This window comes from Streptomyces sp. CB01373, assembly GCF_002803075.1.
Classification (GTDB): Bacteria; Actinomycetota; Actinomycetes; order Streptomycetales; family Streptomycetaceae; genus Streptomyces.
The window spans coordinates 77,599-90,343 of record NZ_NNBK01000003.1; the positions used below are offsets into that span (position 1 = coordinate 77,599).

The 12,745-nt window shown below is 72.6% G+C and carries 13 protein-coding genes; 8 read left to right on the forward strand and 5 right to left on the reverse strand.

Annotated features, from left to right (window positions below):
• Nucleotides 1-70: 70 nt before the first annotated feature.
• From CG719_RS05090 to CG719_RS05100, 3 genes are all read right to left on the reverse strand, one after another.
• Nucleotides 71-2,731: a DUF7824 domain-containing protein gene (locus tag CG719_RS05090; RefSeq protein ID WP_100567284.1), complete on the reverse strand. Its 2,661-nt coding sequence runs from the start codon at nucleotides 2,729-2,731 to the stop codon at nucleotides 71-73.
• Nucleotides 2,728-4,149 carry an SWIM zinc finger family protein gene (locus CG719_RS05095; protein ID WP_100567285.1) on the reverse strand — a complete coding sequence of 474 codons (1,422 nt, stop codon included), beginning with the start codon at nucleotides 4,147-4,149 and terminating at the stop codon, nucleotides 2,728-2,730. The genes CG719_RS05090 and CG719_RS05095 overlap by 4 nt, the downstream gene beginning before the upstream one ends.
• A gap of 129 nt (nucleotides 4,150-4,278) precedes the next feature.
• Nucleotides 4,279-5,109 carry an alpha/beta fold hydrolase gene (locus CG719_RS05100; RefSeq protein WP_100567286.1) on the reverse strand — a complete coding sequence of 277 codons (831 nt, stop codon included), beginning with the start codon at nucleotides 5,107-5,109 and terminating at the stop codon, nucleotides 4,279-4,281.
• A gap of 181 nt (nucleotides 5,110-5,290) precedes the next feature.
• Here CG719_RS05100 and sigJ point away from each other — a divergent pair, with 181 nt between their 5' ends.
• Together sigJ and CG719_RS05110 are read left to right on the forward strand one after the other, a co-directional pair.
• Nucleotides 5,291-6,172, forward strand: coding sequence for an RNA polymerase sigma factor SigJ (gene sigJ, locus CG719_RS05105; protein WP_100567287.1), 882 nt, complete (start codon nucleotides 5,291-5,293; stop codon nucleotides 6,170-6,172).
• Nucleotides 6,173-6,374: 202 nt separating this feature from the next.
• Entirely contained in the window at nucleotides 6,375-7,136 is a 762-nt protein-coding gene (locus CG719_RS05110) for a GntR family transcriptional regulator (protein ID WP_100567288.1), read from the forward strand.
• A 510-nt stretch (nucleotides 7,137-7,646) separates the two neighbouring features.
• Here the strand turns inward: CG719_RS05110 and CG719_RS05115 are convergent.
• Nucleotides 7,647-8,810 carry an ROK family transcriptional regulator gene (locus CG719_RS05115; protein WP_100567289.1) on the reverse strand — a complete coding sequence of 388 codons (1,164 nt, stop codon included), beginning with the start codon at nucleotides 8,808-8,810 and terminating at the stop codon, nucleotides 7,647-7,649.
• Nucleotides 8,811-8,979: 169 nt separating this feature from the next.
• Here CG719_RS05115 and CG719_RS05120 point away from each other — a divergent pair, with 169 nt between their 5' ends.
• Nucleotides 8,980-9,423: a hypothetical protein gene (locus CG719_RS05120; RefSeq protein ID WP_100567290.1), complete on the forward strand. Its 444-nt coding sequence runs from the start codon at nucleotides 8,980-8,982 to the stop codon at nucleotides 9,421-9,423.
• Between the two features lie 52 nt (nucleotides 9,424-9,475).
• Here CG719_RS05120 and CG719_RS05125 read toward each other — a convergent pair whose 3' ends face one another.
• Nucleotides 9,476-9,871 (reverse strand): mismatch-specific DNA-glycosylase, encoded by a 396-nt coding sequence (locus CG719_RS05125; protein ID WP_234375422.1) that lies wholly within the window; start codon nucleotides 9,869-9,871, stop codon nucleotides 9,476-9,478.
• 55 nt (nucleotides 9,872-9,926) lie between these two features.
• On the opposite strand from CG719_RS05125, the gene CG719_RS05130 reads away from it, so the two are divergent.
• From CG719_RS05130 to CG719_RS36155, 5 genes are all read left to right on the forward strand, one after another.
• Nucleotides 9,927-10,172 carry a hypothetical protein gene (locus CG719_RS05130; protein ID WP_234375423.1) on the forward strand — a complete coding sequence of 82 codons (246 nt, stop codon included), beginning with the start codon at nucleotides 9,927-9,929 and terminating at the stop codon, nucleotides 10,170-10,172.
• A gap of 36 nt (nucleotides 10,173-10,208) precedes the next feature.
• Entirely contained in the window at nucleotides 10,209-10,448 is a 240-nt protein-coding gene (locus CG719_RS37295) for a hypothetical protein (RefSeq protein ID WP_100567292.1), read from the forward strand.
• A gap of 117 nt (nucleotides 10,449-10,565) precedes the next feature.
• On the forward strand, nucleotides 10,566-11,123 hold the full coding sequence (locus CG719_RS37300) for a tyrosine-type recombinase/integrase (protein WP_324838187.1): 558 nt from the start codon (nucleotides 10,566-10,568) through the stop codon (nucleotides 11,121-11,123).
• A gap of 3 nt (nucleotides 11,124-11,126) precedes the next feature.
• Nucleotides 11,127-11,414 carry a tyrosine-type recombinase/integrase gene (locus tag CG719_RS37305; protein ID WP_324838188.1) on the forward strand — a complete coding sequence of 96 codons (288 nt, stop codon included), beginning with the start codon at nucleotides 11,127-11,129 and terminating at the stop codon, nucleotides 11,412-11,414.
• A gap of 355 nt (nucleotides 11,415-11,769) precedes the next feature.
• Nucleotides 11,770-12,729, forward strand: coding sequence for a hypothetical protein (locus CG719_RS36155; protein ID WP_234375424.1), 960 nt, complete (start codon nucleotides 11,770-11,772; stop codon nucleotides 12,727-12,729).
• Nucleotides 12,730-12,745: the final 16 nt, after the last annotated feature.

The following is a 12,745-nucleotide window of genomic DNA, read 5'->3' on the forward strand; positions in this document are numbered from 1 at the left end:
TTCCGTGTAGTCGTCGTAGTCGTCGAATTCGTTGTGATGGTTTCCAGAGGCCCGCCGGGCGGGCGGCGGGTCAGGCGGCGGCCGCCTCCGGGGCCAGCGCGCCGCGCAGCCGGCGGGCCTGCGCGACCAGACGCGACGAGCCGCCCCGGTCCGCCGCCCGCGCAAGATGCGGCAGGTCGCCCCGCGCCCCCGACCGCTCGGCGCACTCGGCCGCCACGGCCAGCAGATCACCGAGCCCCCGTGCCGGCCCGTCCGGTTTGTCGGCGGCGAGGTCGGAGAGCAGCGGCGGCAGGGCATGGCCGAGCAGACCCCACACGGTGGCGTACGCCCCCGTGGCCGCGGCCGTGCGCAGCGACTCCGCCAGCCGCAGCGGCTTCACCGCGCCGTCCCGCACCAGCTCTCCGAGGTCCGCGCCGAGACGCGAGACGTCCAGCTGCCCGCGCGCGGCGAGGACGAGCAGCGCGTCCACGGCGGCCAGCCGGTCCTCCGGGTGCCGGGCGCCCAGCCCGTACGCCACACACAGGTGCGTCGCCTCGCCCGCCTCGCCGCCGGACTCGGCCAGCGGCGGAAGCACGGAGGCCGCGCCCCGCGTGTCGTCCACGGCCAGGGAGGACAGGTCCCGCAGGAGCCGCACGGCCACCAGTTCCCGCAGTTCGGGCAGCACGGCCAGCCAGTGGGGGCGCGGGGGGTAGTCCCAGTGGTAGCAGTAGCGGCTTTCCGTGAAGGCGCTGGACGGCTCGCCCAGCGCGCGGAAGGCATCGGGGAAGTCCTCTTGCAGCTCTATGAGTTCACCGGACTCCGCCAGTATTCGCGAGGCCGATGTGCGGCGCCGGATCGCCGGCAGCACGGGGGCGCCGGCGGTCAGCCAGCGGGCGAGCCGCCTCCCCTCCGCCGTGCCCAGGGCCGCCGCCCGCTCCGCCGCCGCCGCTGCCGCCGGGCGGTCCGCGCGCCGTACCCGGAGCAGCGCCTGCGCGAAGTCGGCCTCCGACACGCGTGCTCCCAGCCGCCGGTACGCGTCGAGCCGCTCCACCAGCTCGTCCGGCTCCAGCAGTCCCGTGCTCCAGGTGGGAGTCGAGAGCAGGAACGGCAGGGGATCCGTGCGCATCCGGCACGCCACCTCCCAGAGGCGGGTGTCGAAGGCCTGGGAGAGCGCGGTGTGCACGCAGGTACGGCCCGGTGTCCTGGCCCGGCCCGAGCCGCGCAGCGTGCCGGTCTTCAGCTTTCCCCGCAGTGTGACGAGCAGCAGGTCCAGGCCCCCGGCCGCGTCGAAGCTGCCCCGGGCGTCGCCGAATTGGTGATTGAGCCGCAGGTCGTAGTGCTGGTCGGTGCCGTCCCACCACCGGCGGGAGATCACCGGTTCCAGCGCCCGGAGCAGGGCGTCGCGGTCGCGGTGGGCGTGGCGCACCAGCCCGTCCAGGGCGCGTTCAAAACCGGTCACGTCGGTGTCGGACTCCAGCGCGGCCCCCACCTCCTCGGCGAGTTCGACGACCGACGCCGCCGCGGGGGCGAGGCGCGCCGGCTCGGGAACCAGCGGGAGCACCTCCTCGTACGCCGCGGCCGCCTCCACCGGTGCCGCGCCCAGCGATCCGACCGCCTGTGAGCGCAGCGGAGGGATCAACTCCTCTGCCGCGAGCGCGATGTCGGCACGCACCTCGGCGGAGCGGACCTTCTTCACATGCCGCTGGGCGAGCTTGAGCGCCCGTTCCTGCACACCGGCGTCCTCGTGCCCGAAGGCCTGCGCGACGGCGGGCAGCAGGTCGTCGGCCGCCGCGGCGTCGCGGGCGAGTACCTTGCCCAGCAGGACGAGCTGGGCCCGCACCAGCTTGCGCTCCGGCCGGAACAGCACCGCACCGGAGACCTCGGCCAGGTGGCGATGCGACAGTTGCCCGTCCAGGGCCAGCGTGCCCAGCACCGACTGGGCGTGCGAAGCCACCGGGGGCACCGCGTCCGAGGTGAGCGCCATCCAGTCGGCCACCCGCTCCCGCTGCTCCTCGCGTGTCAGCGCCAAGGACGTCAGTACCCGCAGGAACGCCCGGTGGTCGGCGGTCGTGCCGCCGCGCAGCAGGCGCGCCACGCAGGCGTCGACCGTGGCCTTCCGGTCGAGTCGGCCCTCCGCCGTGAGCTGCCCGAGCGCCCCGTGCCAGCTGCCGGGTCCTTCGTCGGCCGCCCATTGCAGCAGGCCCCCGATGTCGTTCACCTCGAAGAGCGCGGCCACGAGCGGTACGAGGTGCGGGTCCGTGCGCAGCCGCTCCACCAAGGTGTTGCCGTGCCGCCATTCGCCGCCCACCTGCTGGGCCCAGCCTCGTACATAGGCGTCGGTCGTCGGCACCGGGCAGCCCGCCAGGCGCACCAGGGCGGACATCAGTTCGTAGGGCACCCCTGAACTGGCGGGCCGCTGGGCGAGCCGGTCCGCCAGATCGGCGAGCCACCCGGTCTCCCGGTCCGCGAGGACGCGGAGCAGCACGGCGGGGGAGACTCCCGGCCAGCGCATGTCGGCGGCCGAGATCCAGCTCGCCACGCCGGCCGCGCCGGTCTGGCACGCGACCCCGGCCACGTACAGCGCCGGGTACGCGCGGCGGGACGGCGTGTCCCAGCGGGTCGCTCTGAGCTCCTTGCGCAGAGCCTTCAACTCCGGGAAGTACGCCCGGCGTTCGGCGTCGGTCATGGCGTTCAGCAGACCGATCACCTCGGCCGTCCGCCCAGCCCGCACTGCCTCCATCAGCGATGTCATCGCGCACCCCCGTCGACTCGTGCCACGTCCTGCCTCACAAGGTCCTGCTCCGATGAGGCGGCGCCCCGCCGCGCCATCCGCACCGCCAGCGCGTGTTTGCAGGGCCCGCGCCCGCCCCGGTACTTCGCCCACCACTGGCAACTGCAGCTGAGTACACCCTTGTCCTCACGCACCCGGTGCGCGTGCCCGTCCTCGGCCGTCACCGTCGCCAGGGCGCCGTCGAGGGCGACCGCTCCCGCGGCGACGAGCGCGTGGGCGGCCCGCAGACGCGGGTTGTGCCGCTCGGCGCGATCCGCGTCGTAGGGCAGCTCCCGGTGGAAGTACGCCGCCTCCGCGGTGTCGTAGCCGACCCGGCCGGAGGTGCCGAGCCGGACCAGCGCCGCCCGGACCCGCTCCGGGGTGAGCCCGGAGGAGGCGGCGAGGTCGGCAATGTCGACGCGGGGTTCCCAGGCCAGCAGCACCGCGATCAGCTCCGCGTCCTCGGCCGCCTCGTCGGTGGCGAGCGCGTCCAGCACCCCGCCCTCGCCGGAGAACCCGCGCGAGGCGTCGGGCGACAGCGTCAGCGTCAGCCGCATGCCGGGCAGGACCGCCTCCCAGGCGCCGGCTGTGGCGGCGGCGCCCGCGACTGCCGGGCCGTACACGCGCAGGGCTGTCGCATGCCTCAGCACCCGCTGCAGCGCGGCAAGCCGCTCGGGCCCGGGCAGGCAGACCGCGCCCGGCACGGGCCGGGTGGTCGGCCGCAGGACGCGACCCGCCGGAACCACCCACCGCGGACCGCCCCCGGCACCCCGCGGCCCGCTCCGCGGCAGCGACCGCAGGAACCGCACGGCCTCGGGCGCCGGCAGTTCGGCCCGCAGATCGAAGCCGGCGGCTATGACCTGGGCCTCCGCGAACCCGCGCAGCCAACGGTCCGGCAGCGGCACCTTCTTCTCCACCACGGGTCCGTCCAGGGTGGTCACGGCCAGCTCTTCCGGGCCCACCCGCATATGGAGCGGATCGTCCGAACCGATCCGGGACAGCGCCTCGCGCAGCGGGTTGTTGACGTCGACGTTCGTCGTGCCGTGCCCCACCTCGCCGCCGTCCAGGCCGGAGCGCAGCACGTCCAGGCGCGCGTACACCCCGCAGCAGCCGGAGAAGGACTCGAAGCGCAGCCGGTCGCCGTTCCCCGTCACCACCGGGTCGAGGGAGGCGCGCAACTGCGGCTGGTAATAGCGGGCGGCCGCCACGTCCGCCACCGCCAGCAGCCCGGCCGAGGCCACCTGAGGAGACGTCAGGAAGCCTGAGAAGAACCGCGGATGGTCCTGGACGCCCGAGGGCGTCGCACCCCTGGACGTCTCAAGTCCGAGGAGCTGTCCGCCCGCGGAGGGCTCCAGCGCGGAGGGTCGGCAATAGGCCACGGCCTGCAAGGATCGCGTCATGGAAAAACCGTAGAAGCGACCACTGACAACCGGCCCCGACCTGCGGAAACCCCCTTCGCGGGACGGGGGGAGAGGTGGCGCCTCAGAGGGCGAGGCGCATGCGGTCGTGGTGCCCGGTCAGACGGTTGGTCAGTGGCTGCCGTCCAGGAGGACGCGCGCGACCAGGGCCGGGTCGTCGTTCATCGGGACGTGCCCGCAGCCGGGCAGGCGCACGAGCCGGGCCCGGGGGATGATCTGCTTGGCGCGCACTCCCTGGCGGCGCACCAGCAGCCGGTCCTTGGTGCCCCAGGCCACGGTGACGGGGATGCCGGGCAGGACGTCGGCGAAGCGGACGCCGGCGCCCGTCCGGAGGATCTCCTCGAATCCGCTCGCCCGCGCGAGGGCCAGGGTCTCGGCCACCACCGCTTCGGGCGAACGGCGCGCCGGACGGGCGTAGATGGTGCTGGTCAGGACGGTGCGGCCGGCCGCCGTACGGGAGAGCCGCTCGACCAGTGGCAACGGCATCCGCCGGGCGAGCGCGCGCATCGTCCGCAGCACGCCGAAGGCGTAACGCCGCTCGGACTGCGTCCAGAACCCCGCCGGTGCCAGCGCGGTGACGGACCGTACGAGTTTTTCGCGGCCCAGTTCCAGGGCCAGCAGGCCGCCCAGGGAGTTGCCCGCCACATGGGGCCGTTCTATCTCCAGCGCCTCGCACAGGGCGCCCAGGACCACGTTCATCGTGGGCAGGTCGTGCCGGAGCCCCTCGGGCAGCGCGGGGGAGGCGCCGAAGCCCGGCAGGTCCACGGTGATCACCTCGCGTTCGGGCGCGAGCAGGTGGACCACCGGGTCCCAGGCCTGGCGGTGGTGTCCGATGCCGTGCAGCAGGAGGAGCGGTTCGCCGTCGCCTACGCGCGCGTAGGAGAGGCTCACGGTCCGCGGGCCGTGCGCGGAGGGAACCTCGAAGGAGACGGTGGCGGACATGGGTGCTCCTCATGGGGGATGCCGACAACGGTGGTAGACAGACTGTCAGCAATTGCTACCGACCGGTAGGCCCCGGACGGGACGAGGTCCGAAACGCCAACGCCGTTCTTCGGCCACGGAGGGCGCACCCCGGCCCGGCGCGCCTGGACACGAACGCCGGGCGTCGGCTGGGATGAGGGGCGTGACCACCGATACCGGCACCGAAGTCTTCGAAGAGCACCGCCCCGTCCTCATGGGAGTCGCCTACCGCATGCTCGGGCGGGTCGCGGACGCCGAGGACGTGCTCCAGGAGGCCTGGCTGCGCTGGTCCGCCGCCGACCGGAGCGCCGTGCGCGAGCCGCGCGGCTACCTGGTGCGGGTCACCACCCGGCTCGCCATCGACCGGCTCCGCCGGATCAAGGCGAGCGGCGAGTCGTACGTCGGCCCCTGGCTGCCGGAACCGCTGGTCACTGATCTCACGCAGACCGTCCCGGACGCGGAGGAGCGGGCCGTCCTCGCCGACTCCGTGTCACTCGCCGTGCTGGTCGTCCTGGAGACGCTGTCGCCGCTGGAGCGCGCGGTGTTCGTCCTGAGAGAGGCCTTCGGCTGTCCGTACGCGGAGATCGCCGCCCTGCTCGACCGAGGCGAGCCCGCGGTCCGCCAACTGGCCGGCCGGGCCCGCAGGCACGTCGGCGAACGGCGGCCGCGCTACGAGGCCGACCCCGACCAGCGTCGCGACCTCACCGAGCGGTTCCTGGCCGCGGCGGCGGACGGTGACCTGGAGGGGCTGATGTCGCTGCTCGCGCCCGACGTCCGCCTGGTGGGCGACAGCGGGGGCAAGGCCAGGGCGCCGTTGCGGGTCCTGAAGAGTGCCGACAAGGTGGGCCGCTTCCTGGTCGGCGTGGCGCACAAGGGCATCCCGGACCCGTCCGTCCGCTTCCTGGAGATCAACGGCGGCCCCGCCGTGCTGATGCTGTCCGGGGGCAAGCCCGACAGCGTCTTCCAGCTCGATGTGGGCGACGGGCGCGTCCAGGCCGTTTACATCGTCCGGAACCCCGACAAGCTGCGGTCCCTGACCGCCTGAACCCAGCCGGCTCCCGGCGCTTCCGGCGTCGTGCGAACGGCTTGTGAACACCGCGCGACATGCTCCTGTGCGCTGTCCGAGGGAACGAGGATTGGTCTTGACCAAGGGTGGGGGCCGCTTTATCGTCGCAGATAAGTACAACAACCTTTAATAAACAAGGGCGCTAAAACGCGGCCGGATCACGGCGATTGCGGAGGACAGGGTGGGGACCACGCAGCTGGAATCGGTGCCGGAGCCGAAGTACTGGCATCTCAAGACCTTGCTCAGCGAGGCACTGGACTCCGAGTTCTCGGTGGGCGAGATCCTGCCCAACGAACGAGAGCTCGCCGCCCGCTTCGGCGTGGCCCGTGCCACGCTGCGCCAGGCGCTGGAGCAGCTGGAGCTGGAGGGACGGCTGCAGCGCCGCCGCGGTGTCGGTACGACCGTCGCACCGCCACGCGTGGGTGTGGCCGTCGGCACCGAGCAGCACGCCTGGCCGGGAGCGTCCGGCGACGCCTGGCAGAGCGTCGACTGCACCCGGGCCGTCGCGCCGGCCGCGATCGCCGACGCCCTGGAGGTTGGCCACGAGGAGCCCGTGCACATGGTGCGCCGCTCCCGGATGAGCCACGGCCAGCCGGTCGCCGCCGAGCTGCTCTACGTTCCGGACGCGTCCGTGCCCGACCTGAGCGCCATCGACGCGCCCTCCGGGCCGGCACGCGCGCGTGCCGTGCTGCGCGAGCTGCACCGCCTCGGGCTGGAGGGCCAGGACCGCTCGGTCGAGCTCGGCTCGGCCCGCGCGGACGACGCCAAGGAGCTCGACCGGCTGCCCGGCGCCCCCGTCCTCGTCGTCACCACCCGCTTCGTCGTCGAGGGACGCACGGCCGCGATCTCCGTGGCCACCTACCGCGCCGACACCTGCCGCCTGACCTTCGGCGACTCGGGCGGCGTGGAAATACACCACGGCCCGCACCAGCAGGCGTCCTAGCCGACGGCCTCTCTGACCGGCAGGTCTCCTGACCGGCGTCACCCGCCCTGGACCGGTCGGCTGTCACCGCGACCGACGACCCCCCACCGGGAGCGGTCGGCCATCATCGGGAGGGACGGCCCCCGGCTGCCCTCCCAGGCTGGCTCGTCGCCGGGACCAGCGGCCCTCACCGGGACGGCGGCCCTCACCGCGACCCGTCGGTCGCCACTGGGAGGGGCGCCCCCTGGCTCCCCCCAGGGCGGCTCGTCGCCGGGACAGGCGACCCCTCACCGGGAGCAGTCGGCTGTCACCGGGACCGGTGGCCCTCACCGGGAGGGGCGGCCGTCACCGGGAGGGGTGGCCGTCACTGGGAGGGGCCCCGGCCGCCCCCGGGGCGGCTCGTGGCCGGGACAGGCGACCCTCCACCGGAGCGGTCGGCTGTCACCGGGACCCGTGGCCGTCAGCGGGATCGGCGGCTCTCACGGGGACCGGTCGGCCGTCACAGGGAGGGCGGATCCTCACGCCGGCCCCTCACCATGCCCGGCGGGCCGTCGCTGCGCCCTCGACCGCGAACAACTGCTCCTCGACGTGGTCGAGGGCCAGACGGAGCGCGCCCGTCGCCACGGCTGCCTCGCCGAGCATCGACAAGGTCACCTTGGGCGGCCGCAGGCAGTAGCGGTCCAGTTCGCGCCGCAGTGGCTCGAGGACGCCGTCCAGCCCGGCCGCCCAGCCGCCGATGACGACGAGTTCCGGGTCCAGGGCCAGGGCCAGCGCCGCCACGTCGTGGACGAGCCGCTGGATGAAACGCTCGACGGCCGCGCCGGCCCGCAGGTCACCCCGGCGGGCCAGCGCGAAGACCTCGGCCACCGCCCGCTCGTCCAGCGGATGCAGCGGCTGGTCCGTCGTCGACAGCAGCGTCTCGGGGGTCGCCTCCCGGCCCAGCAGGTGCAGCGCGCCGATCTCACCGGCGGCCCCGCCGAACCCGCGGTGCAGCCGCCCGCCGATCAGTGAACCGGCGCCCGGGCTCAGCCCCGCCAGCACGAAGACCATGTCGTCGCACTCGGTGGCGGCGCCCTTCCAGTGCTCGGCCACCGCCGCAGCGTTCGCGTCGTTCTCGACCAGCACCGGGCACTTGAACGAACGGCTCAGCCGTTCACCCAGGTGCAGGCCGGTCCACCCGGGCAGCGCCGTGCCCAGCCGTACCGTGCCGTCCGCCTCGACGATCCCGGGCGTGCCGACCCCGACGGCCCGCAGCGAACTGCGCGGGACACCGGCCCTGCGCAGCAGTTCGGCGACCGCGCCGCGCAGCCGCTCCAGCCGCTCGTCCGCCCCGGCGGTCTCCTCCACGTCCTTGGCCTGGGAACCCACCACGCGGCCGTCCAGGTCGGCCAGCAGCGCGGCGACCCGGTGCGCGCCGATCTCCAGGCCCAGCAGATGCCCGGCCTCGGCCCGGAACCGGAACCGGCGCGCGGGCCGTCCCTGCCGTCGTGCGGCGCCCTCCTCGGCCGCCTTCTCGACGACGAGTCCCGCCTCGATCAGGCCCTCCACGACGCCCTCGACCGTCGGCCGGGACAGCCCCGTCACCCGGGTGATCTCCGTGAGCGTCGCGCAGTCCGTGGCACGCAGCGCGTGCAGCACCACCGCGGAGTTGATCCTTCGCAGCAGCGAGGGATCCCCGCCGGTCAGCCGCCCCACCGTCCGTCCTCCCAGCTCGTGCGCGTGTTGGGCGGATCGTACTCGGCACGGGCCGGGGCGGCGAGCGCCGGGCACGGCACGAGCCCGCGCCCGGCGGAGCGCCCCCGCCCCTGGGGTGCGGCCGCTGACGCCCCGCCAGTTGTCAGTGGGGGCCGCTTTACTGGAGCACATGGACATCGCGAAGGCTCTCGCCGTCATCGACCGGCTGCGCCGCGGGGAGTATCCCGCCCACCGCACCAGGACGGACCTCGGCACGGCCGGACCCGGTTACCGGATGGCCGAGTTGGAGACGAGCGACGACTTCTGGGAGGACGACGGCGGCCGGCGGGATGCGGCGGCGGAGCAGTTCGAACTCGACCGGGACGGACTGGGGGAGCGGCTCACCGGACGCTGGGGCACGCCGCAGGTGTTCAGCCTGTACAGCGTGCTCGAACGCACCCTGGCCGGTGAGGACGTGCCCGAGCCGTGGGCCTCGCTCAGCGGGCACGTGCCGGACGTCCAGCTGTGGAGGGCGCGGGAGAGCGGCCCGTGGATAGCGCTCGGGGTCTCCCAGTGGGACCAGGAGCTGCCGTTCCAGCTCCTCGCGGTCGTCACCGACGTGGACCCGCCGTGACCCGCCCGCCAGAGCGCCTCCACGGCCACTCCCAGCCGTCCGAACTCCGCGGCTACGACGCTTCCGCCGCCACCCTCAGCCGTGCGAACTCCTCGGCCATCGTCTCGGCCGTCCAATGCGCGTTCAGCCCGCTCGGGTTGGGCAGCACCCACACCCGCGTGTCGCCGAACGTCCTTTCCTGCGGCCCCACTTGGGCCATACGGTCGCCGAACGCGGCCCGGTACGCGGTGACGCCCACCACCGCCAGCCACCTCGGCCGCAGCCGCGCGACCTTCAGCGCCAGCAGCCGTCCGCCCTCGCGGTACTCCCGGGGCGTCAGCTCCTGCGCCCGGGCCGTCGGCCGCTCCACGACGTTCGTGATGCCCAGCCCGTACGACAGCAGCTCGCCCTGCTCCGCGGGCCGCAGCAGCCTCGGAGTGAACCCCGACCGGTGCACAGTTATCTGCACCAGGTCTGCTCGTTGGTTTAGGTAGCGGTCGCCGAGAGCACCGAGGAGAGTGAAAGTGGGCCTGCGACACGAACTCATGGAGGGGCGGGCGGATATCCCCCGCGTCGGGGCGGTGTTCCCGACGAGCGGCGTCCATCCTCCGTACATCGTCGTCAACGGGTACGACGACGAGATCGAACCGGTCACCGCCTACCTGCGTGACCTGGCCTTGAACGACAGCAGTCCGCTGACGGTCCGCAGCTACGGATACGGGCTGCTGCGCTGGTTCAGACCTGTTAACTGCACCATGTCCCGATCATGAACCAGGCGGATCGCCTGGTCTTTCCAGGAGCGTGGTGTGGTGGAGGACGTAAGACGTGCCCTGATGGAGGGGAAGTGCTCGCTTCCCGAGGTCGGCGCCGTGGCCGCAGGGAAGACGAGAGACCTTCCGTTCGTGATGGTGGATGCTGACGGCTGCGAAGTCGGACCGGTCAGTGCCTACCTGAGGGATCTGATGCTGGGGGACGTCAGCCCGCTGACCTGCCGGAGCTACGGATTCGGGCTGTTGCGATGGCACCGGCTGCTCTGGTTTCTGTAGATCCCTTGGGACAGGGCCACTGAGGCCGAGGTCGCGGCGCTGGTCGGCTGGCTGCGGGAAGTGCGCAACCCGCAGCGGCTCCGCAAGCGGAACGGCGCGTCTCCCCCTCCGGGGTCGGTGAATCTGAAGACCGGCAAGCCATCGCTTCGGGAGGGGTACGCGCCGAGCACGATCAACCACAACCTCAGTGTGGTCAGCGGCTTCTATGCGTTCCATGCGCGGTTCGGCGCCGGTCCGGTGGTCAATCCGGTGCCGGCCTCGCGTGGGCGTCGTCAGGTTCTCGCGCACCGCTCGCCGTTGGAGTCGACGCCGGTGTTCCGGCGGGGCCGACTGCGGCAGAAGGTGCCAGCGCAGGCCCCGCGGTCCATCCCCGACCACCTGTGGGACGAACTGTTCGCCGGGATGGGCTGCGACCGTGACCGGGCGCTGCTGGAGTTCTACGTCTCCTCCGGGGCCAGGGCGAGTGAGTTGCTGGGCGTCGGTCTGGACGACATTGACTGGTCTGGCCAGCTGATATACGTGATCAGCAAGGGCACCCGGATCCGGCAGCCTGTGCCAGCATCCCCGGACGCCTTCCGCTATCTGGGCAGCTACCTGGCCACCGACGGGTTGCCGGACCCGGGCCAACCCGTGTGGCGCACCCGCCGCGGGGATCCGAGACCGTTGACGTATTGAGCGATGCGACGCGTTCTCCAGCGGGCCAACGACAAGCTCGGAACCAACTGGTCCTTGCACGACACTCGCCACACGGCAGCGGTCAGGATGGCCGGAGACGAACGGCTCACGCTCGCCGAGGTGCAGACGATCTTGCGGCACGCTCACCTCGACACCACCGGGCGCTACCTCACGGCCCGCGTGAAGGACCTGCACGACAAGCTCCAGGAGCACTACACCAAACCGCGTCCCCAGCGCAGCTTCGCCGCCGGGTATGACCCGGAGGACATCAAGGCGGTGTTCGGTGGCTGAACTCGCGGCCCTGACCCAGCCGAGCCGGAAGGGCATCAGCCGCTTCGTCAGCGTGAACGCCGCCCCCGCTCCAGCCCCCGCAGTCCCGCCGCGCCCCCAGGGTGATCTGGCGAGGGCCTCCATCGAGGAGATCGCGCAGGCGGTACGCACAACATGGCCAATGAGGTCAGCCGACAACCGATGGAACCGGAGCCGCGGCGCCCGGGACCTTCTGCACCACTTGAGCCAGTTCCCGGGCGAGACCTGGCAGGAGCGGTGGGAGGCCAGCGGGTTCAACCAGGGCGGGAACCCCGTGTCTCTCCTGCGATCAGCGCCCCGGGATAGGAGCCAGATCGGCACCGGTGCTGCCTGCCCGATGTGTCTGCGGATCATCCAGCCCTCGCTGGAGGCATTCCGGTCGAACACCTTCCCCTACTACGGGCAGCGCTTCCTCACCGCCCAAAACGACCCACTGCTGAAGAAGTTCTGGGCCGAGGTGCAGGCCACGCCGGTGAACCCGATTCACCACGGGACCGCGCTGTTCGACGTCACAGTCGCCCTCACCACGCAGGGCATCGCCCTGGCCGACCTGACCCCTGCGGCCTTCCTGCACTACGCGTGGGAGTGCCGCCGTCAAGGACTGGTCCTGGGAGCACGCGGAGCCGGCAGCCGGTTCCCCGGGCACCTGGCCTGGCAAGTACTTCACACGATGGGCCACTTCCCCTCCCACGGGCTGGCGACGCTGAAGGCCGCCCTACTCACCGGGCGATTGACGGTCGAAGAGCTGGTCGACCGCTACAAGATCCGCGATACCGGGGTACGGCACCTGCTCATCGCCTACCTGGAACGACGCAAACCCGAGCTGGACTACTCGACGCTGGACAACCTGTCCCGTCACCTGGCCAGCAACTTCTGGGCGACCATCGAACAACTCGCCCCCAAGCAGTCCGACCTGCGCATCGACGGCGAGCTCTACCAACGGTGGCGCGAACGGGTCACGGTCCGCATCGACGGCAACGGACAGCGCGACTTCGACCCCATCCTTCGGGCAGTCCGCGCCTTCTACGCAGATCTCCAGGCGTGGGCCGCGGCGGAACCCGAGCAGTGGGCGATCTGGGTGGCGCCCTGCCCGGTCTCTGACGCCGAGGTCCGCGGCTACGGGATCCGCAAACGACGCGTCAAGGAACGCATGGACGACCGCACCCGGCAACGGCAGCCACTGTTGAACACCCTCCTGGAACACCTGGAGAACCGGTACGGCCACCTCCGTGACCTCCTCGCTCAGGCCGCAGACGCAACCGGCGGACAGACCATCCCCCTGGAAGGCCGCAGCTAGCGGCGCCTGTGGAGCC

Excerpts from the sequence above, each read along its gene's own strand:
- CG719_RS05090 (WP_100567284.1), bottom strand. The coding sequence starts at position 2,731 with ATGACATCGCTGATGGAGGCAGTGCGGGCTGGGCGGACGGCCGAGGTG.
- CG719_RS05095 (WP_100567285.1), bottom strand. The coding sequence starts at position 4,149 with ATGACGCGATCCTTGCAGGCCGTGGCCTATTGCCGACCCTCCGCGCTG.
- CG719_RS05100 (WP_100567286.1), bottom strand. The coding sequence starts at position 5,109 with ATGTCCGCCACCGTCTCCTTCGAGGTTCCCTCCGCGCACGGCCCGCGG.
- CG719_RS05120 (WP_100567290.1), top strand. The coding sequence starts at position 8,980 with ATGGACATCGCGAAGGCTCTCGCCGTCATCGACCGGCTGCGCCGCGGG.
- CG719_RS37305 (WP_324838188.1), top strand. The coding sequence starts at position 11,127 with ATGCGACGCGTTCTCCAGCGGGCCAACGACAAGCTCGGAACCAACTGG.
- CG719_RS36155 (WP_234375424.1), top strand. The coding sequence starts at position 11,770 with ATGTGTCTGCGGATCATCCAGCCCTCGCTGGAGGCATTCCGGTCGAAC.